The organism is Cohnella lubricantis, assembly GCF_014212015.1.
GTDB classification, from domain to species: Bacteria; Bacillota; Bacilli; order Paenibacillales; family Paenibacillaceae; genus Cohnella; species Cohnella lubricantis.
On record NZ_JACJVN010000014.1, the window covers coordinates 1 to 24,679 of the forward strand.

Annotated in this window: 19 protein-coding genes; 13 read left to right on the forward strand and 6 right to left on the reverse strand. The window is 59.4% G+C overall.

All coding sequences use genetic code 11. The features are described from left to right. Nucleotides 1–548, forward strand: a 548-nt coding sequence (locus H4Q31_RS03025) for an HNH endonuclease (protein ID WP_260440093.1), incomplete at its 5' end; no start/stop codon positions are given. Nucleotides 549–642: 94 nt separating this feature from the next. Here the strand turns inward: H4Q31_RS03025 and H4Q31_RS03030 are convergent. Continuing rightward, nucleotides 643–1,077 (reverse strand): MarR family winged helix-turn-helix transcriptional regulator, encoded by a 435-nt coding sequence (locus H4Q31_RS03030; RefSeq protein ID WP_185177590.1) that lies wholly within the window; start codon nucleotides 1,075–1,077, stop codon nucleotides 643–645. A 124-nt stretch (nucleotides 1,078–1,201) separates the two neighbouring features. On the opposite strand from H4Q31_RS03030, the gene H4Q31_RS03035 reads away from it, so the two are divergent. Next, nucleotides 1,202–1,783, forward strand: coding sequence for an NAD(P)H-dependent oxidoreductase (locus H4Q31_RS03035; protein ID WP_185177591.1), 582 nt, complete (start codon nucleotides 1,202–1,204; stop codon nucleotides 1,781–1,783). Nucleotides 1,784–1,887: 104 nt separating this feature from the next. Here H4Q31_RS03035 and H4Q31_RS21330 read toward each other — a convergent pair whose 3' ends face one another. Then, complete coding sequence (locus tag H4Q31_RS21330) at nucleotides 1,888–5,205, reverse strand: DUF6359 domain-containing protein (protein WP_311771674.1); 3,318 nt, start codon at nucleotides 5,203–5,205, stop codon at nucleotides 1,888–1,890. A 546-nt stretch (nucleotides 5,206–5,751) separates the two neighbouring features. Next, nucleotides 5,752–7,017 carry a beta-ketoacyl-[acyl-carrier-protein] synthase family protein gene (locus tag H4Q31_RS03045; RefSeq protein ID WP_185177592.1) on the reverse strand — a complete coding sequence of 422 codons (1,266 nt, stop codon included), beginning with the start codon at nucleotides 7,015–7,017 and terminating at the stop codon, nucleotides 5,752–5,754. A 173-nt stretch (nucleotides 7,018–7,190) separates the two neighbouring features. On the opposite strand from H4Q31_RS03045, the gene acpP reads away from it, so the two are divergent. Genes acpP through H4Q31_RS03060 form a run of 3 tightly spaced genes read left to right on the forward strand, consistent with a single transcriptional unit; the run spans nucleotide 7,191 to nucleotide 9,529 of the window. Further along, nucleotides 7,191–7,448 (forward strand): acyl carrier protein, encoded by a 258-nt coding sequence (acpP, locus tag H4Q31_RS03050; RefSeq protein ID WP_185177593.1) that lies wholly within the window; start codon nucleotides 7,191–7,193, stop codon nucleotides 7,446–7,448. Nucleotides 7,449–7,495: 47 nt separating this feature from the next. Then, a complete protein-coding gene (locus H4Q31_RS03055; protein ID WP_185177594.1) occupies nucleotides 7,496–9,151 on the forward strand; it encodes a class I adenylate-forming enzyme family protein in 1,656 nt (551 codons plus the stop codon). 36 nt (nucleotides 9,152–9,187) lie between these two features. Beyond that, entirely contained in the window at nucleotides 9,188–9,529 is a 342-nt protein-coding gene (locus H4Q31_RS03060) for a histidine triad nucleotide-binding protein (RefSeq protein WP_185177595.1), read from the forward strand. A 469-nt stretch (nucleotides 9,530–9,998) separates the two neighbouring features. Here H4Q31_RS03060 and H4Q31_RS03065 read toward each other — a convergent pair whose 3' ends face one another. After that, nucleotides 9,999–11,429 carry a (Fe-S)-binding protein gene (locus tag H4Q31_RS03065; RefSeq protein WP_185177596.1) on the reverse strand — a complete coding sequence of 477 codons (1,431 nt, stop codon included), beginning with the start codon at nucleotides 11,427–11,429 and terminating at the stop codon, nucleotides 9,999–10,001. Next, a complete protein-coding gene (locus H4Q31_RS03070) occupies nucleotides 11,419–12,837 on the reverse strand; it encodes an FAD-binding oxidoreductase (protein ID WP_185177597.1) in 1,419 nt (472 codons plus the stop codon). Before H4Q31_RS03070 ends, H4Q31_RS03065 begins: the two co-directional genes overlap by 11 nt. A gap of 132 nt (nucleotides 12,838–12,969) precedes the next feature. On the opposite strand from H4Q31_RS03070, the gene H4Q31_RS03075 reads away from it, so the two are divergent. The 6 genes from H4Q31_RS03075 (at nucleotide 12,970) to H4Q31_RS03100 (ending at nucleotide 21,876) form a co-directional block, all read left to right on the forward strand. Further along, nucleotides 12,970–13,704 (forward strand): FadR/GntR family transcriptional regulator, encoded by a 735-nt coding sequence (locus H4Q31_RS03075; RefSeq protein ID WP_311771675.1) that lies wholly within the window; start codon nucleotides 12,970–12,972, stop codon nucleotides 13,702–13,704. A 483-nt stretch (nucleotides 13,705–14,187) separates the two neighbouring features. Beyond that, nucleotides 14,188–15,657, forward strand: coding sequence for a polysaccharide deacetylase family protein (locus H4Q31_RS03080; RefSeq protein ID WP_185177599.1), 1,470 nt, complete (start codon nucleotides 14,188–14,190; stop codon nucleotides 15,655–15,657). 20 nt (nucleotides 15,658–15,677) lie between these two features. After that, nucleotides 15,678–17,009: a nucleotide sugar dehydrogenase gene (locus H4Q31_RS03085; protein ID WP_221626714.1), complete on the forward strand. Its 1,332-nt coding sequence runs from the start codon at nucleotides 15,678–15,680 to the stop codon at nucleotides 17,007–17,009. A 29-nt stretch (nucleotides 17,010–17,038) separates the two neighbouring features. Further along, nucleotides 17,039–18,913 (forward strand): glycosyltransferase, encoded by a 1,875-nt coding sequence (locus H4Q31_RS03090; protein ID WP_185177600.1) that lies wholly within the window; start codon nucleotides 17,039–17,041, stop codon nucleotides 18,911–18,913. A gap of 101 nt (nucleotides 18,914–19,014) precedes the next feature. Continuing rightward, a complete protein-coding gene (locus tag H4Q31_RS03095; RefSeq protein WP_311771677.1) occupies nucleotides 19,015–20,724 on the forward strand; it encodes a polysaccharide deacetylase family protein in 1,710 nt (569 codons plus the stop codon). Nucleotides 20,725–20,751: 27 nt separating this feature from the next. Next, nucleotides 20,752–21,876, forward strand: coding sequence for a glycosyl hydrolase family 18 protein (locus tag H4Q31_RS03100; RefSeq protein WP_185177601.1), 1,125 nt, complete (start codon nucleotides 20,752–20,754; stop codon nucleotides 21,874–21,876). A gap of 65 nt (nucleotides 21,877–21,941) precedes the next feature. Here H4Q31_RS03100 and H4Q31_RS03105 read toward each other — a convergent pair whose 3' ends face one another. After that, entirely contained in the window at nucleotides 21,942–22,124 is a 183-nt protein-coding gene (locus tag H4Q31_RS03105) for a DUF2524 domain-containing protein (RefSeq protein WP_185177602.1), read from the reverse strand. Between the two features lie 147 nt (nucleotides 22,125–22,271). On the opposite strand from H4Q31_RS03105, the gene H4Q31_RS03110 reads away from it, so the two are divergent. Next, on the forward strand, nucleotides 22,272–23,018 hold the full coding sequence (locus tag H4Q31_RS03110) for a Bax inhibitor-1/YccA family protein (protein ID WP_185177603.1): 747 nt from the start codon (nucleotides 22,272–22,274) through the stop codon (nucleotides 23,016–23,018). 168 nt (nucleotides 23,019–23,186) lie between these two features. Further along, complete coding sequence (rlmN, locus tag H4Q31_RS03115; RefSeq protein ID WP_185177604.1) at nucleotides 23,187–24,266, forward strand: dual-specificity RNA methyltransferase RlmN; 1,080 nt, start codon at nucleotides 23,187–23,189, stop codon at nucleotides 24,264–24,266. Nucleotides 24,267–24,679: the final 413 nt, after the last annotated feature.

Genomic DNA, 24,679 nt, shown 5'->3' on the forward strand with positions numbered 1-24,679 from the left:
ATGCGGCGCAGTCGCCAGGGGCCGCTGCCGAGACGGCGGCCAGCACGGCAGCGCCGCCGAAGAAGCGCCGCCGCCGAGGCAAGCGCAAGAAGGCAGGCGCTCCCGCATCGGTCGCCGCCGCCGAACCGATCGTGCCGGCGGAGGTGAAGCCGAAGTCGCACAAGACCGCTCCCGGGGACGCCTCCATGCTGCGGCCGACGCGCGCCGGCTTCATCCGCATGCGAGGCAAGACCGACAACGGGCGGCGCTGGTACCAGGAGGTTGACCCGGAGCTGGCGATGACGCTCGTGCGGGAGCACGCCGCCGTCGTCATTAACCGGCATACGATTCGCCGGATCTACAGCAACAAGGAATTCCGCCGCATGATCCTGACGCGCGACAACTACATCTGCCACTTCTGCGGGAAGTACGGCGACACGATCGACCATCTGCTGCCCCGCGCCAAAGGCGGGCACACGACGCCGGTCAACTGCGTCTGCGCCTGCAACGAATGCAATCAATCCAAGGCGGACCGCGACCTCGAGGAGTTCATCGGGTCGGCGGAATGATTGCGGTGCTTATTGAACAAGGCCGTCTCCCGATAGGGAACGGCCTTGTTCGCTTTGTTGACTATTGGCACAGCGCTTGTCTGCGTTGCCTGCGTTACCGGGTATAGAACACCTTGGCTTCCAACAGGCCCAACGCCTGCTCGATATCGGCAAGCTCTTCAGCCGAGACATCGCGGATTTGCTCCAGGAATCGGGACTGAAGATAGGCGAACGCTTCGTTCATCAATGCTTCGCCCCCTGGAGTCAGACGGATATATTGCTTGCGCCGATCCTCGGGTGCGTCAATTTTCTCGCATAGCTCGCGTTCGTACAGCTTCTTCAGCTCGCGGCTCGTATTGGGCATGGAAATATGCTGGCATTCGCTGATCTGACTCGGCGTGACCGGCTGGTGTATGGCGATATATTGCAGGATGCCGTACTGCACCGGGGTTACGGAATCCAATCGCAGCTCCTTCATAAATTCATTTGTTACCTGGTGAACAGCGGCAGTGAAGGTTATAAACCTCTGGAAGACGGCGTTGTTATCCATACAGGATCACCTCATACAAGATAAGATAGCAAAGTGATTATCATAAAACAATTATCTATTGACAACTAACTTCAGTAACGCTACCTTTAAGTTATCAAATGATAACTATAAGGGGAGAGTCAGAATGAGAGTATTGATCCTTTTCGCGCATCCCAATCACCGGAGTTTAAGCTACGCCTTCCTGCAGAAGGTGATCCAGGGAAGCCGGGAGAATCCGCGGATCTCGGAGGTGGAGGTGCTGGATCTGTACGAAGATGGGTTCGATCCGGTGCTTGTCTTCAACGAGCATAAGCGCCGGAGGGACATGCACCAAGATCCGCGCCTCGCGAAGTATAGAGCGCAGCTGCTCCGCGCCGATAAGATCGTGCTGATCTACCCAATATGGTGGGGGAGGCCGCCTGCGATGCTGCTTGGCTATATTGATCAGATGTTCGCCTCAGGCTTCGCTTATCGGGATAAGAAGGGGCTTCTTCCGGAAGGACTTCTCAAGGGAAGGTCGGTTGTATGCGTATCGACGATGAAGGGTCCCGCGCTATATCCGCTATTCTGGCTCCACAATGCGCACAAGATGCTAATGAGGAGAGCGCTGTTCAACTTCGTGGGAATCCGCAAGGTGAAGTTCTTCGAATTCGGAAGAATGGAGAGTCCGAGGGGCAGGCAGGAAGCCAAGCTGGAGCGGGTCTATCGGTACTTTAAGCGGATATAAGCCAAAGCCGCCCTTCAGGAGTGATGCCCGAAGGACGGCTTTGGCGTTATTAAGCGGCAACGAGCTATTAATTGCTGGCTTGCGCGCTAGCGATCGCCGGGAGGTTACTCGCTAGCTCTCATGTAGGCTACCGCGTCGAGCAGTTGCTCCGCGAAGCTCTCATCAATCTGCTTGCCGGCGTGCTGCTCGATCCAGTTCTCGAGCTCGTCCAGTTGCTCCGCCGCTTCGATGTTCTTGAGCTTGGCCTGCAGGCTCTGCGCCGCGCCGTGATTCTTGAACAGCCCTTGCTCCTCGCCGTAGGAGACGAGATCGGACAGGCTGGCCAGGTCGACGCTGGACGTCAGCGTGACGGAGACCGTCGTGACATTGCCTGCGCGATCCTCAGCTGTGACGACAAGCGTGTGGTCGCCGGCAGCCAGGTCGATCGGCGATATCGAACCGATCGAGTCGATCGCGATGCCGTCCAGCGCGTAGCTGACGGACTTCACGCCGCTCAGCGAGTCCGCTGCGGCCGCGGCGAGATCAATGGCGCTGTCCGTCGGCTGGAAGACCGGCGAGCCGGTGAAGACGACCTCTGGGCTCGTCTTGTCGATCCAGACGGCGATCGTCTGGGCGGCTTCCACATTGCCCGCCTTGTCCGTTGAACGGTAGGCCACCACGTTGCGGCCTTCCGCCGAGATCACGACAGGACCTGCTGCAGCCGTCCATGTACCGCCGTTCAAGCTGAACTCTGTCTTCTCGACGCCCGCGCCGCTGTCCGTTGCCGTGAAGACGAGCGTCACGTCGCGGTTATTGTATACATTTTCACCCGTCAGCCCGTCAGCAGTCGCCGTCGTCGCGGGAGCGGCCGCGTCGGCAAGCGCGACGTGATCCATCGAGAGCGGCTTCAACTGATAGACGCCCCGGAAGATCGCCGAGATGCCGGTCAGGTTCACGACGCTGCCTTCCGGATACAGCGTTTGGAAGGCGGTCATCTGAATGCCCGTGCGGCCGTCGATCCGAATGTGCGTGCCGTTCGCGTCGAATTCGAAGGAACCGGCCGGCGTCGCGGTCATGTAGCTGCTGATCGTTACATTCTCAAGCGTCACCAAGCGGCCTTGGTTGCTCTCGCTAAGCTCGGTCTGAACGATAGGCGCCGGGATCGGCGCCGTGCCGATCTTCTCGAGGATAACCGGATCGGTCAATTCGAGCTCGGTGTTGTACGCCGTCTTCTTCGCGCTGATCGTAATCACATCGCCGGCATGGAAGCCTGCGGCGGATTGATAGACATAGATGCCTGCCGTGTCGTCCTGCATATAGAACGCTTGGCCTCCGAAGGCGCCCGGCTCCGACGTAATGACGCCTTCAACTGTCACGAGCGTTCCTTCCGGCGCTTGGCGAGCGGCTGCGATGGCGATCTTCTCCGGCACCGGCGGCTTGTCTTCCGGCAGCGGCTCGGCAGGCACGTTCGCTATCGCCACTGTCTTCGTAATTGTATTCGTGCCGTTCACCCGGAATCGGAGGTTGGCCGTACCGGAGACGGACGGATTGATCTGGACGTTCAGATCCTTGATCGCGTGCCCAGTCGCGTCCGCCGTCACGGAGAAAGCGGAGCTGTAGCCGTACGAGGAAGGCCAAGTGCCGTCCGCGTTCTGAATCTTGGCAACTTGCGTGCCGCCGGTCAGGTAGATGCCGAGCGATAGGCCGGACAACGTCCGCCCGGGTAACAAGTTGTCTGCCTGTACGCGGATCTGGAACGTCTCCGCGTTCGGCAGCTGGCTTTGATGCACGAGGGTATATGCCGGCTGAACAGGGGGCTCTTGGGTCGAGCCGTAGGAGCCGGGCTTGAACGTCGCCGGATCATACCACTTGTAACCAGGATCCGGAGCTGCCCACGGCTCCGGCTGCGGCTCGGTCGATTGCGCCGGCTCCTCGAACGGGAGCAGCGTTGTCGGCGAATCGAGCTGAAGGCCGGACACTTGCGTGAAGTCGGTGAAGCTCTCGTCATGGGCGAGCCATTGAACGGTTTGGACGAGGAAGGCGCCGTCGTCCGCTTCCTTGAAGCCGTCGTAGGTTGTTTTCTTCGAGCCGTTGTCTTCGCGAAGATACTTCGGCGTGATGTCCTCGACAGGCGAGGAGTCGCCGATGAACGCGGCTTTGCCGGCGCCTACTTTGCTCACTGCCGCATACGGCCCCTCAGCGCGTCCGCCATTCTCATAGACGCCTTGATCGACGGCGTTGCCCCATGCGGATACGTTCGCCGGCGGATAGACGATGCCTTTGGCCTTGGCCGGATCGAGAATGGCCAGCGTGGAGCCTGCGTGCATCGCGATGGAGTCGACGTTCGCCGTAATGCCGAACGATTGGCTCGGCGACACGACGTCGGTCATGTGCTCGACGTCGCCGAGCGCGTTGTAGCGGAAGCGGATGCCGAAGTTGTCGGCCAGCCAGTCGGAGCTGACGACGCCGTCCATCGCAGGGGAAGCGGCTTCTTCAGCGGACATGCCCTTGGCGGGGTTGTCCCATGCGCCGCGGCGGAAGCCGTTCATCGCCTCCGAGCCGTCCCAGCGGTTCTTGTTCCGATCGGCGTTGTAGTGGTCGCCGATGAAGAAGATGCTGCCGCCGTTCTGCACGTAATCCAGCATCGCGTCCTGCTCGGACTGCTTGAACGGAACGTTCGGTTCGCTAACGATGAAGACGTCGTAATCCTGCAGCTTGGAGAGTGTGATCGCTGGTTCAGCGAACGTGTAAGGAACCGGGCGGTCGAGCGATTCGACGGTGAATCCGACCGCGCGCAGGCCGTCGGCGAAGTCGGAGAAGGCGCCGTCGATGACCCAGTCCGCTGCGCCAGCCGTCTGGCCGTGCGTGTTGTCGAAGAGCACTTTCTTGCCTTCGCCGCTAGGCAGCGGAGGCACGTCTTCGTCAGGGTCGCCGGAGCCAGGATCGCCAGGATCGCCAGGATCGCCCGGGTCTCCTGGATCTTCAGGATCGCCGGGGTCCGAACCCTCAAGCAGCGACATCGCCGTTGGGGACTTTAATCCGGGGAAGTTGTTGTAGGCGCCGAGCGCACCGGCTACCTTCACCTTCGCGCCGATCAGCTCCGGGTTCGTCTGCAGCCCGAATTCCGCGCGGTAGCCCGATGAGACTTGCACGTCCAGCACTTTGGTCAGGTCTTGCTCATTCGGGGAATCCGCCATCAAGAAGTTGAAGTCGTTGCCATACGGGGCTGCGAAGTCTGCCGTTCTCGACCCGGTCGCATGGCCGACGATGTAGCCTTCCACCGTTGCGGTTCCGCTGTTGGAGGCGATCGCTTCCGCGACGGTCAAGGAGCCGTCGGCATTCGCGGCCGAGGCATGGCTGGCCGCGAATCCGAAGCCGTTCGATAGAACCGTAAGAGCGGCTAATGCGATCCATGCGAATCTGCGAAATGGATTTTTTCTCACTTGTTATAATTCCTCCCATCATTTGTATAAATAGATTCTACTTAAATATAGCAAACTATCATTTTTATACAATTAGCTAAGGGTTATCGGAATATAAAAAAATAGCGTTGGAGGAATGCGTGACATAAGTTGACAACAAAAAAAGACAAATGACCGGAAAAACCGATCATTTGCCCAGGTTGTAGAGAATGTCTCGACGCTTAGCCGAAAAGTTCGCAGCTCATGCACAACTCATGCATCTCTAGCCGCTCATACCATATCGGAAGCAGGTTCCGCGATTTCTTGCAAGCACCTGCTCGTTGACGCATTAGCGGAACGCTGTTCCGTTGTCTGGCCTCAAATACGTGCTCGTAGACGCAATAGAGGAACACCGTTCCGTTATCCGCGGCATTCATTCGAGTATTCAGCTTAAAACGCGGGAATAACGGAACGCTGTTCCGTTACTTCGCGCACATCGCAATTCAGTTCGCCAATAACGGAACGCCGTTCCTTTATTGGAGAGAACCCTGTACGTCTTGGCACAAGACGCGGAGTTTCCCGCCCAAATTACCGAAGCAGATCGGCATGCTGCCAGATCAGAACTCCGTTCTGGCCACCGAATCCGAACGAATTGCTTAGCACCCGCTTCACAGGTTGAACGCGGCTTGCGTTGGGAACAATATCCGCTGGAGCCCAGTCCTCCTTGTCGTCGCAATTGACGGTTGGAGGGAGAATGCCCTCGCCCAGCGCCTTCACGCAGGCAACGCTCTCGATCGCGCCGGCCGCTCCGAGCATGTGGCCGACCGAGCCCTTGATCGAGCTGACCGGAATGCGGTTCAGCTCTTCGCCGAACAGCTCGCGGAGCGCGTTCGCCTCGGCTTGGTCGCCAGCCGGCGTGGCGGTGGCATGCGCGTTGATGTAATCAATATCGCCGACGCCCAGTCCTGCGCTGCGAAGCGCCCGTTCCATGGCCAGCTTGGCGCTGCGCCCGGTCGGATCCGGCGACGTCTCATGATAGGCGTCGTTGGACGTGCCGTAACCGACGAGCTCGGCGTAGATCTTCGCTCCGCGCGCCCGCGCGTGCTCCAGCTTCTCCAGCACGAGGAAGGCGGCGCCTTCGCCCATGACCATGCCGGTCCGGTTCTTGTCGAACGGCCGCGACCAGGCGGCGAAGTCGCCTTCGCCGTCGGCCAGCGCGCCTGCGCTGCGAAGGCTGGACAGAATGGACGGGCTGAACAGGCATTCCGTGCCGCCCGCCAGCACGACGTCGGCTTGGTCCAGCCGGAGCCAATAGCTCGCCTCGCCGATCGAGTTGGCCGAAGAGGCGCAGGCGGCGGAGTACGTCATGACCGGGCCGTGAATGTCATGCAGCTTGGCGATCGTCCCGGCGGCGGCGTTCGGCAGCGCCTTCGGCACGAGCCGGGCGCTGACGCGGCTCGACTTGCCGGAGGAGAGGCGGGCGGAGCCTTCCTCCAGCGACTGGACGCCGCCGAGCGAATTGCCGACGGAGATGCCGATGCGATCCGAAGCGCAGCTGTCGTGCAACGCCGCGCCGTCCGCCCATCCGGCGTCCTGCAGCGCTTCTGCGACCGCCGCGATCGCCAGCTGGGTGAAGCGATCCGTCTGCTGCAGCAGGCGTGGATTCATGAATTGTTCAGGCTTGAAGCTGACAGCCGGCGCCGTGGCCGGGGCCCATTGCCTTAAGTATTCATCGGGCGTCTCGATAATGGCGGACCGCCCGGAGATAATGCCTTCCCAAAAAGAAGAAACGCCGGCACCGTATGGAGTCACGGCTCCCATTCCGGTAACGACGATACGAGTTTGCTCAGCCACGAAGGGCCAACCTCCTTTTTTAACCTCTACGTACTAACGCATCTGGCGCATTGAAATGAATCTAGCTTAGATGTACCATTATAGATGCTAACATATTTATATTAACACGAGAATGTAAGAATATGTTTTGCGAATTTGAAGCTAGTATTTCCCACATAAAGGAGTCGTAGTCCATGCCGGAACAATGGAGCAAAGAACAGATCGAAGAGAAGGTGAAGCAGCTCGTCCATGAGCAGCTTCGCGTAGAACCGGCCGACATACGGGACGATGCCGACTTCGTAGACGATTATGGCGCCGATTCCCTCGACCTGACAGAGCTGGTCATCAGCCTGGAGGACGAATTCTCGGTCCGCGTGCCGGAATCGGAGATGAAGCGTCTGAATTCGGTCGGAGCCGTCGTCGGCTTCTTGGCAGAGCAGCAATCGAAGTAAGGCAAGCCGAGCGGCAACAAATATCCTAGCCAAGGGAGTGATCTTATATGTTTGATTTCGAAGGTCGAACGCTGTCGCTGGAACGCGCGCAGGCGTATCTGGACCAGGGCGTCTGGACGAACGAATCCGCCGTGGACCTGCTGAAGCAGAGCGTGGACAAGTACCCCGATCTCGTACATAAGGACGAGACACGGAGCCTGACGTACCGCGAGCTATGGAATGAAGTGGAGACGTTCGCGGCCAGTCTCTACGAGCTGGGCATTCGCCGGGGCGACCGGGTGGCGATTCAACTGCCGAACGTGCTCGATTACCTCGTAGCCGTCTTCGGCGCCGCGCGGATCGGAGCGGTTATCGTCTGCCAGCAGATCGACTTGGGACGCGACGCGATCGTGCGCAGCCTGGAGCAGTCCGGGGCGAAGATCTGGATTCTGTCTGAAAATTATCGCGGCCAATCGCTCTACGAGATGGCTTTGGAAGTGCGCGAATCGGTGCCGGCGCTGGAGCGCATCGTGCTTCAAGGCGAAGAGGCGCAGCCGAAGGGCGACACGATCACGTTCGCATCGCTGCGCGACGGTTCTAAGAAGCTGCCCGACGACGTGCTCGAAGCGAACAAGGCGCAGCCGCTGGACGGCTACCTGATGGTGTTCACTTCGGGAACGACCGGTTCCCCGAAGGGCGTCGTCCATCTGCATGCCAGCTATATCTGGGCGCTTCGGGCGTACGCGAAGAACTTCGGCTTCCAGCCGGGCGACACCGTCCTCGATATCGCGCCGATCTACCACCAGACGGGCATGCTCGGCGTTCAGATGAGCATCGTGACCGGCTGCCGCATCGTGCTCGTCGACCGCTTCTCCGCCCGCCAAGTGCTGCAGAAGGTCGAAGCGGAGAAGGCGAACTTCCTGGTCGGCGCGCCGCCGCACGTCATTCACGTCGCCAATGCGCCGAACCTGAAGTCGGCCGACACGTCCAGCATTAAGCTGTTCATCTACGCCGGCGCGCCGGTGCCGAGCGCTGTGCTGCAGCGCCTGCAGGCGGACGGCGGCTTCAAGGTCGCCGCCATGTTCGGCTGGACGGAAGGGCTCGTCGTCGTGGCGACCCGCCCGGACGATACGCTCGAGATCATCAGCAGCACGATCGGCTCGCAGATACCGGGCGTCGAGATCAAGTTGATGGACGAGGACGGCAACGAGATTGCCGAGACAGGCGTGGAAGGCGAGATGTGGGCGCGCGGACCGAACTTCAGCGCCGGTTACTTCCGCAACAAGGTCGCCGCCGAGCGGCAATATGATGCCGATGGCTGGTTCCATTCCGGCGACTTGCTTCGCAAGAACGCGAACGGGCGCTACTCCTTCGTCGCGCGCGTGGACGACGTCATCAACCGCGGCGGCACGAAGATCGATCCGAAGGGCGTCGAGGACGTCATCGCCGAGCATCCGTCGGTGCAGATGATCGCCGTCGTCGCAGCGCCGCACGACACGCTGGGCCAGCAGATCGCCGCCTGCGCCGTGCTGAAGGAAGACGCGCCGGCGTTCACGCTGCCTGAGCTGCGAGACTTCCTCGGGGAGCGGGGACTGGCGAAGTTCCAATTCCCGGACCTCTTGCACCTGGTGCCGGAGCTTCCGATGACGAATACGGGCAAGATTCGCAAGGTCGCGCTGCGAGACTGGCTGGCGAACGGGGCCGAAGGGCTGCCGACGAACTAAGCGAAGCGGCGTGCAGATCCAAGGAGGATGACTACGATGGATGATTGTATTTTCTGCAAAATTATTAAAGGCGAGATTCCGTCCACCAAAGTGTACGAAGATGATCGCGTCGTCTCGTTCCACGACATCAGCCCGCTCGCGCCGGTGCACGTGCTGACGATTCCGAAGAAGCACATCGCGTCCGTGCTCGAGATCGGGGAAGAGGACAAGGAACTGATCGGGCATCTTCACCTGGTGCTTCAGAAGGTAGCTAAGCAGATGGGCGTCGACGAGTCCGGCTTCCGGGTCGTCACGAACGTCGGGGTGCACGGCCAGCAGACGGTGCAGCATCTGCACTATCATCTGCTCGGCGGCCGCCAGCTGCAGTGGGAAGCTTAATAGGTTCAATAAGCAAACAGCCTTCGTTCGGATGCGTCCGGCCGAAGGCTGTTTTATTGATGTGTTGGGGGTGAGGGGGGCGCTTGTATTAGCGACTGTCACGTCACGTTATAGCAACTCGCCTATTGTCCGAGGACCGTATTCCGACCATGTGCCGAACGCTCCGACTAACTACCCTCGATCGCGCCGGCCGGCAGCCGAGTTAGTCTGTCTGCGAACTAATTCGAGTTCCTTGAAGGTTCCATGACTGAGTTAGTTCGTCTGCGAACTAATTCTGGCTGTGTGCACCATTCGAGGGTCGAGTTCATTCGTTCGCGAACTAATTCCGGCCAATCGCGTCACCCGGTCAATGAGTTAGTCTATTCGCGAATTAATTCGCGCGAAGCTTGCCGTCTTAGCGTCGAGATCGTTCGTTCGCGAGCTAAATCTGGCTGCCTGCGCCTGTGCAAGGGGGTTAGTCTCGAATCGACTAATTCCTCTCATTCGCATCTTCCGCTGCCAGACGTTCGTACAGGAAGTCGACGATGTGCATCGCTTCCATCCGCGAGCTGTCGCCGTGCTTCTCGATGCCCAGCTTCATCTGCAGCAGGCAGCCGGGGTTGCTCGTGAGCAGGTAGCGGGCTTCCGTCCGGTTCGCGTGCTCCATCTTGTGCTCAAGGATCTGGCCGGCCATCTCCGGCTGCGTCACGTTGTAGATGCCGGCCGAGCCGCAGCAGCGGTCGGCTTCCTTCATCTCCACGAACGACACGCCCGCCACGCTTCGCATCAGGCGCCTTGGCGCGTCTGAGCCCTTCATGACATTGCGCAGATGGCACGAGTCCTGATAGGTGATAAGCGTCTTCGGCGTCTGATCAGGGTTGACCGATGCGGTGTCGGCAGCCGCGCCGCTCAGATTCCTGGCCATCCTCTCCGCGAATGCCGGGACGCGGCCCTTCTCGACGATCAGCGCGCTGACGTCGATCACGCGCTTGGCGAACCATTCGGCATCCTCGCGCCATGCGTCTTCTTCATGCAGCAGATGGTCATACTCTATCAGCAGCGCACCGCAGCCGCCCGCGTTGGAGGCGATGTAGTCCACCCCGGCGGCTTTGAACGCGGCGATATTGCTGCGCGCCAGCTCGCGGGCGCCGTCCATCTCGCCGCTGTGGGCATGCAGCGCGCCGCAGCACACTTGAGTGTCCGGGATAACGACGTCGAACCCGGCTTCGGACAGCAGCTTCACCGTGCGGACATTCGTCTCGGCGAACATAACGTCCATGATGCAGCCGCGGAACATGCCGACGCGGCCGATCGGCTCGCCCTTGGCCGGGTAGAATTCCCCGCCAAGCCGCTCGAGGACCCCTTTGCCCGAGGCGTCGGGCAGAATGGCTTCCATCTCGCGCAGATGCTTGGGGAACAGCTTCATCGCCCCGGTTCCGCGGGCGAGCTTGCGCAGCCCCGACTTCTGGTACGCGCCGAGCGAGCGCCCGAGCCACTTCAGCCGAGACCGGTTCGGGAACAGGCTGCTGAATACCGCCTTGCGCATTACCTTCACCGGAGCGGAATGCTTGGCGTGATCCTCGATGACGTCCCGCGCCTGCTCGATCAGCCGCCCGTATTTGACGTCGGCAGGGCAGGCGGGCTCGCAAGCCCGGCAGCCAAGGCAATGGTACATCTGGTCCTGGAATGCCTGATTGGGTTCCATGATGCCGTCCGCGACCGCCTTCATGAGCGCGATCCGGCCGCGCGGGGATTCCGGCTCGAGGCCGGTCTCGCGGAACGTCGGGCACGCCGGCAGGCAGAAGCCGCAGCGCATGCAATTGGTCAGTTGGTCGTAGTCCAGCTTGGCGAGCATATCGCGAGACAGCGGGTTGCTGTGCGCTATATCGGGCTTGCCGAGCTTAGGAGTGTCATTGGCCATGCTGCAGCACCACCCTCTTGCGCGATTCCTTGGCGAACATCTTGCCCGGATTGAGCAGGCCCTTCGGGTCGAACGCCTGCTTGATACCCTTCATCAGGGCGATGCCGGCCGGCCCCGTCTTCCATTCCAAGTACGGCGCTTTGACCATGCCGACGCCATGCTCGCCCGTGATCGTACCGCCCAGCTCGATCGCCGCTTCGAAGATCTCGGCGAACGCCTGCTCGACGCGCTCGATCTCCTCATGGTCGCGCGCATCGGTTGTCGCCGTCGGGTGCAGATTCCCGTCCCCGGCGTGGCCGAACGTCGCGATCTGCACGTTGTACTTGCGCGCGATCTCATTGATGCGCAGCACCATGTCCGCGATCTTCGAGCGCGGCACGGTCGCGTCCTCCAGGATGGTCGTCGGACGCAGCCGCGCCAGCGCGGTGAAGGCGCTGCGCCGCGCGGTCAGCAGCTTCTCCGCCTCTTCGCGCGTCGCGGCTACCTCCACGCGTTCGGCCTGCTCCAGCTCGCATACCTCGCGAATCCGCTCCATATCCCGCTCGACCGCTTCAGGATCGCCGTCCTGCTCGATGAGCAGAATGGCCTCCATATCGAGCGGCAAGCCCAGCTTCGCGAAGTCGTCGACGACCCGGATCGTCGGGTTGTCGAGGAACTCCAGCGTCGCGGGAATGATCCGCGACTCGATGATGCGCGAGACGGTGCGGGCTGCGCCGTATAGATCCTTGTACATGGCGAGCATCGTCTTCTTCGTCTTCGGCGGCGGGATCAGCTTCAGCGTCGCCTCCGTAATGACGGCGAGCGTGCCTTCGGAGCCGACGAGCAGCTTCGTCAGGTCGTAGCCGGCGACGTCCTTCATTAGCTTGCCGCCGGTGCGGATCACTTCGCCGCCGGCGAGCACGGCTTCCAGACCGATGACGTAATCCTTCGTCGTGCCGTATTTGAGGCCGCGCAGTCCGCCGGAGCATTCGGCGATGTTGCCGCCGATCGTCGAGATGCGCATGCTGCTCGGATCGGGCGGATAGAACAGGCCAAGAGACTCCACATGGGCGATGAACTCCGCCGTGATGATGCCTGGCTGTACGGTAGCCGTCAGATTCTCGAGGTCAACCTCTAGAATTCGATTCATCCGGTGCATTACCATGACGACGCCGCCTTGCGACGGAACGGTTCCGCCGGACAGGTTCGATCCGGAGCCGCGGCTGACGAGCGGGATGCCATACTCGGCCAGGACGGCCATAATCTTCGATACTTCTTCGGTCGATTCGGGGTAGATGACGGCGTCCGGCAAAGACTGGAGCATCGGCGTACCGTCATAGGAATGAGCGACGAGCGCCTCTATGTCATCGCGGTAATCGCCGGCGCCGACGATGGCGCGGAGCCTGTTCGCCGCTTCGGGCTTAAGCATGTGTGATCGCCTCACCATTCGGATGGATTATAGATCAGGTCATCAGATGACTTTTCCACCAGTATATCTTATGCTAATAGTTATGTATAGATTGGTTCGACAACGACATAACGAATGCGAGGAGCGACCCCAGTGCCATCGTTAAGAATAGAGACACAGAAGAGCCACGAGATCGTCGCGCGCGACATGCGGAGGCGGATCGAAGCGGGAGAATGGACGCCCGGCGCGAAGCTGCCGTCCGTCGTTGATCTGGCCGCGTCCTACGGCGTCGGCCGGTCGACGATCCGCGAGGCGGTCAGCGCGCTGAAGGCGATGGGCTGGCTAGACGTGCGTCACGGCGGCGGCACCTTCGTCCGCCAAGAGCTGCCGCAAGAGAACGCGCCGTTAGCAGCGGATGCCTGGCTGCAGGGAGCGGAGTCGGTGCTCGAGATTCTCGAGGTGCGCCAGGTACTGGAGCGGGGAACCGCGGCACTGGCTGCCCGCCGGCGCAGCGAGGAGCAGCTGCAGCAGCTGCGGCAAGCGCTTCTGCGTATGGAGCTGGGGCTGGAAGCCGACGATTCGGCGGAGAGCGAGCGGGCTGACGTCAGCTTCCACGCGGCTATCGCGGCGGCGGCGGGCAATTCGCTGCTCCTCTCGCTGATGGATTCGCTGAGCCAGCGGATGACGGAGACGATCCAGCGGACGCGCGAGCTGTGGTTCTATGAGGAGAAGGCTTCGGCGGAGCAGCTGCTGATCGAACACAAGGGTATCTATCAGGCGATCGAGGATGGGGATCCGGAGCAGGCGGAAGCGCGGATGGAGGCGCATCTGGCCAAGGTCGAGAAGGTGCTGAACGAGGCGCTTGCGGATACGCGGAACGACGATTGAGGAGATGGAGAGTTCCCGGCGGAGGTGCTGGTTAGCCGGCTTCGGAAGCTCTCCATCTCAAATTCGACGTCTCCGGTACTTTCTCTCTTTGCTCACCCCCTGCTCATTCCGTACACTCCGGACCCCCGATTCCCCGGACACTTCGCACACCTTCGGATCAGCCCGGGAGCTTGCCCATTTCAGGCATTCGCTCCCCCTCTTGGAGCTCTCCCAATGAACGAGCGTCTCTATCTCGAACGAGTAGACAGCCCTCCCCGAAGCGGCATAATCCGCCTGCGTATCCACTCATGCGCTGATCTTCTATAAATTACTAATATCTAGATAATTGATCAGAAATTGTTCGGTCTTATATGATAGAATAGATTACAAATGTCGAAATATAGGGGCACATAGCCGCGAAGGTCCTATTTAATTAGGATGATATACCTATTAAAATGAATGATAACAAGAGTTAAGGATTGGTCAAGGGAAGGAGGCCGGACCATGAGGAGACGCCTCTTTGCTAAACGGATTATCGGTTGGATTCGCCTGCCCTCGGCGGTGCTGGCATTAGCCCTGTTGGCCGCGCAAGCCGGCTGCGGCTTCTTCGGCGACAAGGGAGAAGACTCCGATTCGCACCGGGCAGCGGCAGCGCAGCCCTCGGCGGCGAGATATGCGGGCGAACCGAGCCCGGCCATCCCGTTCGTGTATACGGCCGATCGGGAGCTGTCGCTAACGTTCAACGGCCTGCCTGACGATCAGACGCTGAATCGTCTGCTTGACGAGCTGGACAAGCAGGGCATTAAGGCAACCTTCTTCGTTCCCGGCATGCGGGTTGCAGAGGAGCCGGATCTAGCGAAGCTGATCGTATCGCGCGGACATGAACTGGAGAACAACACGCTCAATCGGCTGGATATGACCAAGCTGAGCTACGAGCAGATCGACCGCGAGATTCGCCTCGCAGACGAAGTGATCGAGCGGGAGACGGGCATCAAGCCGCGATACTTGCGTACGAGATCCGGCGATTACAACGACGATGTCCGGCTTGCCGCCGCGCAGGAAGGAATGGACGCGGTCATCGTCTACAGCCTCTTCTTGCACAATTGGAAGGATGAGAGCGAGTCAGAGAAATATTTGTACATTCGCAAGTACATAACCCGCGGCGGCATTCTAGCGATCGACACCGATGAGTTCGAAGACGTTGTCGAGGCGGTTACGATGATCGCCAAGGCGGCGAAGGATGTCGGCTATCGCTTTATCCCTCTTCAAGAGCTCGTGCAGCATGGCGGCGAGCGGAAGCCGGCGGAGGAGATTGAGGGCTATGATCTGGCGAAGCCGAACACCGATTACGCGCATTCGCAATATAAACTGATATATAACGTGGAGACGGATAAGAAGGTCGTCGCGCTGACGTTCGATGATTGGGGGACGGATTATACCATTACGAAGCTGCTGGATATATTGGCGGAACAGCAGGTCAAAGCCACCTTTTTCTTGCGCGTGAAGGGCGTCGAAGCGAATCCCAATCTAGCCAGAGCCATCGTGGAGGCGGGACACGATGTCGCGAACCACTCCTATTCCCATCCGGTCGTCACGACGCTGACCCCGGCGGAGCTGCAGGCCGACATCGTCAAAGCCCACCAGGTGCTGACATACGCGATCCAGCAGAAGCCGACGATGCTCTTCCGACCGCCGACCGGGGAGATCGACGACCAGACAGCACGGGTCATCGCCGCAATCGGTTATCCCAACATAGCGTTGTACGATGTGACCTCCTTCGATTGGGACTCCGCCAACAGCGCTTCCGATATCGTGGAGAGCACGCTGAAGCAAGTGAAGCCAGGCAGTGTCATCCTGCTCCATATGCTGGACGACATCCATACGACCGAAGCGCTGCCGATCATTATCGAACGGCTTAAACAGCAAGGATATACTTTCATGACAATGGCGGATTTAATCGCCATGAAGCCGTAATAGAGAATGGAGCAAATCATATGGCAGATGCAACGATTGGGAATTTGTATGAGCGAATCGCGGGCCGGGAAGAGCCGCTTGCCGTTATCGGACTAGGCTATGTAGGACTGCCGCTGGCCGTCGAGTTCTCGAAGCGCGCGAATGTGATCGGATTCGATATTAACGCCGAGCGAATCGAGTATTACCGGCGCGGAACCGACGTTACGGGCGAGGTTGGCGACGACGCGATTCGCAGCTGCCCCGTTCGGTTCTCGTCGGAGGAATCGTCGCTGGTAGGCTGCCGTTTCTTTATCGTTACGGTTCCGACGCCGATCAAGAGCGGCAACGTGCCCGATCTGTCGTTCGTGGAGAACGCGTGCCGGATCGTGGGCAGGAAGCTGACCGGCGGCGCGCTCGTCGTATTCGAATCGACGGTTTATCCCGGCGTGACGGAGGAGATCTGCGTCCCGATTCTGGAGGCCGAATCGGGTCTTGCGTGCGGGACGGACTTCAAGGTCGGCTACTCGCCCGAGCGGATTAATCCGGGGGACAAGGAGCATCGGTTGGACAATACGGTGAAGATCGTGTCGGGCATGGACGAGCAGGCGTTGGATACGGTTGCGAAACTATACGAGTTGATCATTGAAGCGGGCGTACATCGTGCGGACAGCATTCGGGTGGCCGAAGCGGCGAAGGTCGTCGAGAATGCGCAGCGGGATGTGAACATCGCCTTCATGAACGAGCTTGCGATTCTGTTCCATCAGATGGGCATCGAGACGAAGGCGGTGCTGGACGCCGCCGCCACGAAGTGGAACTTCCTTCCGTTCACGCCGGGATTGGTCGGCGGCCACTGCATCGGCATCGACCCCTACTACTTGACGTACAAGGCGGCGGATGCGGGGTACCGGTCCCGGCTCATTCTGGCGGGCCGTCACATCAACGACGGCATGGGCGCTTACGTGGCTCGGAATATTATCAAGCTGCTCGTCAAGGCCAAGCTGAGTTCTTTCCAAGCCAGAGTCGGCATCCTGGGGCTGTCGTACAAAGAGAACAGCACGGACATTCGCAATACCAAGGTGACGGACATCATCCGCGAGCTTGGCGAATACGGCATCGTTCCTCTCGTGGCCGATCCGCTCGCCGACCGGGGAACTGCTTACGAAGAGTACGGCATCGAGCTGTCGGATCTGTCCGACATGACGGATCTGGATGTTGTCGTGCTTGCCGTTCCTCATCGCGAATTCACGCGGATGTCGGCGCGGGACTTCGATCGGATGTTCGGCGCGAAGCCATCCAGACTGCTGGTCGATATCAAAGGCGTATATAATCGCAAGCAGTTCGAGAGCAACGGCTGCCATTACTGGAGTCTATAAGGAATGAAGTCCGGATTGGAGCTAGCAGGATGAAGAAGAAGAGACCGACGCCCGTCTCGGAAGTGTTGACCGTTCCTCATGAGGATCGGCGCACCTTGTCCAACGTGCCGGATCCGGATCGCATCCGCGCTAAGGCTGACCGGCGAGGCTTCCGAGAAGGCAAGATAGCCGATTCACCGGCGGATGCGGCATACGTAGAGAAGCTGCGTCAGCTTAGCACCCGCTACGTCGCGGAGTTCGATATTCGAGTCATACCCGCCAGAGGGCGGAAGCGCAAAGGGAAAGGGATCAAGGGGCGCACCGCTGACGTCTCGCCAACCGGCATGCTGGCATCGGTCGAGGCTGCCCCTTATGACTTGCAGGTAGGAGACGTCGTCCGGCTTCGCTTCCGTGTTCCGGGCGGCGCGATGCCGGAAGGATACGAAGCCGCGGTGGATACACAGGCGAGAGTTGTCCGCGAGTTCACGCGCGAGCGCGACGGCATAACGCAGCGGATGGTTGCCTTCGAATTCGCGAAGCCGCTCACGGACTATTTCCAGAGAAGAAGATGGGGCTTCTCCGTCTATATGGCGAGCGGCATGATGTTCGTCGCGGTCGCGTTCGTCATGCTGATGCGGGCAGAGAGCATTATTTTCTTCAAATATGATTATGTCCTCCATCTGTATAGTTTGATCGCCGCCGCCTTCTTGCTGTCCCGTTATTTGTTCGGCGCACTCTACCGGAACGTGCCGATCAATCCAAGTTATACGCCGGGCGTATCGATTATCATCCCGTGCTTCAACGAAGAGAAGTGGATTCACCGGACGATTCTCAGCTGCATCAATCAGGACTATCCGGTCGACAAGCTGGAGGTTATCGTCGTGGATGACCATTCGACGGACGCTTCCGCCAAGCGGATCCGGGAAGTGATCGAACGGGTGCATCAGGAAGCGGAACGCTTCACCACCCGCGACCGGCTGCAGATGTACGTGCTCGAGAAGAACGGAGGCAAGCGCGAAGCGCTGGTGCAAGGCGTCAAGATGGCGAAGCACGATCTGGTCGTGTTTGTCGATTCGGACAGCTTCCTGGAGCCGACGGCCATCCGGCATTTGGTACAGCCGTTCCAGGATCCGAGGATGGGCGGCGTGGCGGGCCGGACCGATGTGGAGAACAAATTCACGAACTCGATCACGAAGCTCCAGACGGTGCGCTATTATATCGCGTTCCGGATTATGAAGGCGGCGGAATCGTGGTTCGACTGCGTCACCTGCTTGTCGGGACCGCTTGCGTGTTATCGCAAAAAGCTAATTTTAAAACATGCGGACGCCTGGCTCAACCAGAAATTCCTTGGCCAGCCGGCTACGTTCGGGGATGACCGCAGCATGACGAACTACATCCTGCGCACCCATCGGACGGGTTATCAGGATTCGGCGATCTGCTCGACCATCGTTCCTTCGACGATGGGCGTCTTCTTGAAGCAGCAGATCCGGTGGAAGCGGTCGTGGCTGCGGGAGTCGCTGCGGGCGTGCACGTTCATCTGGCGTAAGGAGCCGTTCATGGCGCTGTTCTTCCTGATCGGGCTTATCGTGCCGATCGCTGCGCCTATTATCGTGTTGTACAACCTAGTCTATGTCCCGGCTGTCTATCGCTTGTTCCCGACGACGTTCTTGATGGGACTACTGCTCATGGCGCTGCTCATGAGTTTGGCGCATCTGCTATTCCGTAGGAGCAAGCTGTGGATCTTCGGGTTAGTCTTCTGCGTGTTCTATGAATTCGTGCTGCTGTGGCAGATGCCGGTCGCCTGGGTGACGTTCTGGAAGTCTACCTGGGGAACGCGGGAGACGCCGCAGGATATCGAAGCGAGGCAACGAAGAGAGGCCCGCAAGCGGAGGAAGCAGAACGCGGATACCGGCTTGCCGACGTAGAGAGGAGGGGGAGGAAGCTGCCCAAGCTCAAGCTAACGCCAAAGCCAAAGCCAACCCGGAACAAAGCACTTAACTATCGCTGGAAGAATCGGATCAAGAGCATCAGAGCCGTTATTCAGCTCGCTCTAATCGCAGGCGTCGTCTATCTGCTCGTCAACGCATCTACGAATTTGCAGCATTACGTCGAGCCGGACCGTTCGCAATGGACGAGCGGACAGGGCTTCATCGCGCTGTCGTACTTTGGCGTCAGCCGCTCGGGCAGCTCCGGCCTGATCTCCCAGAGCGAGCTGGACGCGCAATTGAAGGCTTTGAAGAATCAAGGCTACGTCACCATCTCGCAGCAGGATGTGCTGGATTATTATACCAAGGGCAAGAAGCTTCCGGCCAAAGCGCTGTTCCTGGCCTTCGAGGACGGACGGAACGACTCCGGCCTGTTCGCCGAGTCTGCGCTGAAGAAGTACAATTTCAAGGCGACGATGCTGACGTATGCCGATAAGATGGGGCACGGCCAGCGTAAATTCCTTCAGCCGGGCGATTTGAAGAAGATGATGGACAGCGGTTATTGGGAGCTGGGTAGCAACGGTTACCGGCTCAGCTATATTAACGTGATCGGCAGCGAAGGAGCCTTCTTAGGCGCCAAGGACGAGAGCGAGCTGCGGGACAAGTCGAAGATCGCTCAATATAATCACTATCTGATGGACTTCATCCGGGACAGCGACATGATTCCGGTAGAGAACCGGCAGCAGATGGAAGCCCGGATCAACGCCGATTACGAGAAGATGAAGGAAGTCTATTCGGACAAGTTCGGCTTCGTTCCGTCCGTTTATATGATCATGCACGCGAACGCGCTGAACCGCAGCATGAATCCTCTCGTCTCGCAGGCGAATGAGGCGAACATCGAGAAGCTGTTCCGGCTGCACTTCAGTCGCGAAGGGGACGCGTTTAACGGACCGTCGGCCAACGTCTACGATCTTACTCGATTGCAGCCGCAGCCTTATTGGCAGACGAATCACCTCTTGATGAAAATCAAGAAGGACACAGGCCAGCCAATCCAGTTCGTGGCGGGCGATGAGAAGCGGGCCTCCCAGTGGGAGCTCGTCCGCGGCGCCGCGGAATTCTCGGGGAGCCGCATCGCGCTCACTTCGGAGCCGGGCGGTACCGGGATGCTTGTGCTTAAAGATAGCGAACGCTATGCCGATATCGAGCTGAGCGCCGCCTTGAGCGGCAACGTCGTCGGCAGGCAATCGTTGTACGTCCGATATGACCGCGAGAGCGGCTCTTATCTTCGGATTACGCTCGACAACAATGAGGTGATCGTCGAACAGAAGAAGCCGGGCCAGGCGGCCAAGCGACTGCTCGCGAAGGAGCTGGGCGAGGTCGAGGGACCGACGTCCGGATTGAAGCTGAACAAGGCGGCGGTGTACTCCGGCGCGCAGCTCGCGCAAGCGGATCAGGCGGAGCAGTCGAAGTATCCGCTCCAGCTCCGGAATACAAGGCAACTCAGCATGGCCGTGGTTGGCGACAAGCTCTCGGTACGAGTAGACGGCACTGAGCTGCTGGCGGACCAAGCGATCGACGGCCAGATCGCCTCAGGCTTCGTGGCGCTGGAATCGGCTTACCACGAGCAAGGGGATAACGATGACATTTACGACGGTGTATTCGACAACTTGGAAGTCAGGGAAGCCTCGGACGATGCCGGCGAGGCGGGCAGTGTTCTCTACAGCAATCGCTTGTCCGGCGTGCGGCGAATCGCGGATACCGCATCGCACGTCTTTAATACAACTGTCGATTGGGTTATGGATACTTTCTGATCCGCAGTCAAGGAGGACGACACTAGAATGTTGGCACCAAGATCGCTGCGCAAGCGGTCGTCACGCAAACAATCGGTTCTCAGAAGAGTTGCTATTCTCGCAAGCGTCCTCTGCTTGTTGGCGGCAGTCGGAGTTGCCTGGCTGTTGATCGATAACCATTCGCCCGATGCGAGTAAGAAGCCGCAGCGGGCCGAGTCGCCGCCGGAGCTGTCCGCATGGCTTGCCGACTGGGAGTGGGAGGCGGGACTGAGCGATCTCCGCACGGCGGCGGCCGGAATGTCCGGATTGCAGGTATTCGCCGCCTACTTTGACAAAGAGGATCATCTGACCTTCACGACCGAATTCCAGGACGCGTACGGCCAGATTCGCGAAGCCGCTGAGACCGACGGCGTGGAGCATCTGAGCCTGACCGTCGTCAACGACATCCTGTATGAGGATGGCACAGAGAGTCAGAAGGACGCCGACCTTATCGGCAGGCTCACGGCGGATTCCGGCAGCCGCGGGCGTCATGTCGAGGAGATCGTGAACGCTCTTCGAAGCTATCCATTCGACGGTGTGGAGCTTGATTACGAGAAGATTCCGTCCTCCGATTGGGACGGGATGAGCCTGCTGATATCGGAGCTGTACGAGAGACTGGCGCCCTTGGGCAAGTCGCTGCGAGTCGTTCTGGAGCCTGGAATTCCGTTCGACAAGGTGAAGCTTCCATCCGGACCGACCTATGTCGTGATGGCCTACAATCTGCATGGCGGCTTTAGCGGGCCGGGACCTAAGGCGGATCTGTCCTTTATTCGCAAGCTTGGCGCGAAGATGGATTCGCTGCCGGGCGAGCCGTACTTGGCGCTGGCGGCAGGAGGCTTCGACTGGCTTGATTCTTCGGGCAAGGTAACGAGTCTAACAGAGCGGCAGGCCGAAGAGTTGGCCTCGCTCAGCGAAGCGTCTCCGGGTCGGGATTCGGAGAGCGGGAGCCTGCATTTTCGATACGAAGATGATGATGGCAATAAGCACACGGTCTGGTACGCGGATGAGGAGACCCTGGCCTTATGGGCGGAGACCGCACGGAGCATCGGATACTCCCATGTGGCGATCTGGCGGCTGGGGGGGATCGGAGAAGAGTCGCTCGGTTGGATGAAGTCTGTCGGCGCATCCTCGTAGTTAAGAAGCCTCCTCGGTCCATACGGCCGGAGAGGCTTCAACTCTTTTCTACGCGCAGGTCGGGGTTAAGGTCTAATATCGCACTTGTTCTGGATGAACGAGATTTGGTTCTCCAGCCGGTTGATCATCTCCTGCGTGTCGGGGCTCTCCGACCCGCGGCCGCGAAGCTCGGCGAGCTCCTGCTTAAGCTGATGAAGATCATCGCCCGCTTGGGCGCAATTGTAGTCGCTCTCCAGTTGATTGAGCATGACGGGTCCTCCGTTCGAATGCTTAATGGGCCTGCTGCGTTATTATGGATGGACGGGCGGGTATTATTCGCTTAGATGCAGGATATATATGGGATAACAGACATCGGTGTGGTAGAATTGCACTAATAATCGGACGAGGTGATGGGATTGATAGGCCGCAGCGGCAACCCGACTTTGAAGGAAGATACATTTAAGAATACGGGGACTTGGGCTGGTTCGAGTCCGAATGTCATGACGATCGACGGCACGGTGAACAAATCGTTCATTATGCTGGCCCTGCTCATGGGCGGCGCGCTTGTCAGCTGGTCGAGATTTAACGCCGGCGACAATGTGACACCTTACGTTATTTTCAGTGTGATCGCGGGCTTCGTGCTGTCGTTGATCATTAGCTTCAGGCCGACATCAGCGCCTTATCTGGCGCCGATCTATGCGGTTCTGGAGGGCGTCTTCCTCGGAGCGCTCTCGGCGATGTTCGAGAGTCTGTACAATGGAATAACCATGCAGGCCGCGCTGCTGACGGCAGGGGTATTCCTCGCCATGCTGCTCGCCTATAAGACCCGAGTGATCCGGGCGACGAACAAATTCAAGCTTATCGTCTTCTCCGCGACGCTGGGCATCGCGCTTGTGTACCTGATCAACTTCGTGCTGAGCTTCTTCGGCCTCCAAGTGCCTTACTTGAACAGCAACGGCTGGCTTGGCATCGGCATCTCGCTGGTAATTGTCGGCGTAGCCGCGTTGAACCTGGTGCTCGACTTCGACTTCATCGAGGAAGGCTCGCGGCAGGGAGCGCCGAAGTACATGGAGTGGTACGGGGCGTTCGGCTTGCTCGTCACGCTCGTATGGCTGTACGTGGAGATGCTTCGCCTGCTGGCGAAGATCTTCAGCCGGGATTAGGCGGGATCGGCAAGACAGAAGAGCGCGGGAAGCGGGGCCCTTGGGTTTAGGGGCTCCGCTTTTGATGCGTGGGGACATCCGATTACACTGGCGGCATTCGCTTGTTTATTTGGGGGAACTCTGGGACAATAAGAGCAGGTGTACTTCTGGGAAATGAGGATGGATGGCATGAACAAGGAATCCATATACGGATTAACAATAGATCGATTGGCCGAGTGGTTGGAAAATAACGGGGAGAAGCGGTCGCGCGCGCTGCCCGTATGGGAGAACCTGTACCGCAAGCGGGTCACCGACTTCGCCGCGATGGCGGATGTGAACGAGGCTTGCCGCGAGCTGCTGGCGGAGCGGTTCGTTCTCTCGACGATGGAGGAGCATACGAAGCAAGAGTCCGCCGACGGCACCGTGAAGTTCCTGTTCCGGCTGCAGGACGGCAACCTGATCGAGACGGTGCTCATGCGCCACAAGTTCGGTCTGTCCGTCTGCGTGACGACGCAGGTCGGCTGCAACATCGGCTGCAGCTTCTGCGCGAGCGGGCTGCTGGCGAAGAGCCGGGATCTGTCTGCCGGCGAGATCGTCGAGCAGATCATGAAGGTTCAACTGCACCTCGACGGCGAAGGCCGCGGGGAGAAGGTCAGCCATATCGTCGTGATGGGCATCGGCGAGCCGTTTGACAACTATGACAATATGGCGGACTTCATCCGCATCGTGAAGGATCACAAGGGGCTGGCGATCGGGCCGCGGCACATTACCGTCTCCACGAGCGGCCTCGCGGGCAAGATCCGCGAATTCGCCGACAGCGATCTGCAGACGAATCTGGCGATCTCGCTGCATGCGCCGAACAACGAGCTGCGGACGCGCATCATGAAGATCAATCGCGCCATTCCGATCGAGAAGCTGTTGGAGGCCATCGACTACTATCTGGAGCGGACCAACCGCCGCCTCACGCTGGAGTACATTCTGCTCAAGGACGTGAACGACCAAGTGGAGCATGCGCAGGAGCTGGCCGAGCTGATCGGCGAGACGCGCAAGCCGCTCGTGAATGTGAATCTCATCCCGTACAATCCGGTGGATGAGCACAGCCAGTATCAGCGCAGCGAGCAGGAGTCCATCCGCGCGTTCTATGACGCGCTCAAGAAGCGCGGCGTCAGCGTCAGCGTCCGGCTGGAGCATGGAACGGACATCGACGCTGCGTGCGGCCAGCTGCGGAGCAAGCAGATTCGGCGCGAGAAGGTCGCTTCGGGCGGCTGAGCGGACTAAGCAATGAAGGCGGTGCAGGGGAATGAATCCCCCGCACCGCCTTTTGATTGAGCTGGGCGCTGCATCGATCATCCGCGTGCCTCGACCACGCGCAGCTGAATAATGGAGAAAATCTCCGTTATTCAGCTGACTTGAGCCGTCGATTGGATCATAACGGAAGCACGGTACGTTATTCCCGCTATTTTGATGATGTCGACGCGAGATTCGCGCGAATAACGGAACGCGGTTCTGTTATAAGCACAGACGAGCTCGTTCAAACCGAAATTACGGAACCGCGTTCCGTTATGCATCGGGCTAGTGCCGCAGCTACTTCTGCAGATGGCGGCATTCGTCTCAGCCTCGGCGCAGTCTGCCTTTGCCGCCTTGCATCTCAGCCTCGGCGCAGCGGCCTCAAGCCGCGACCT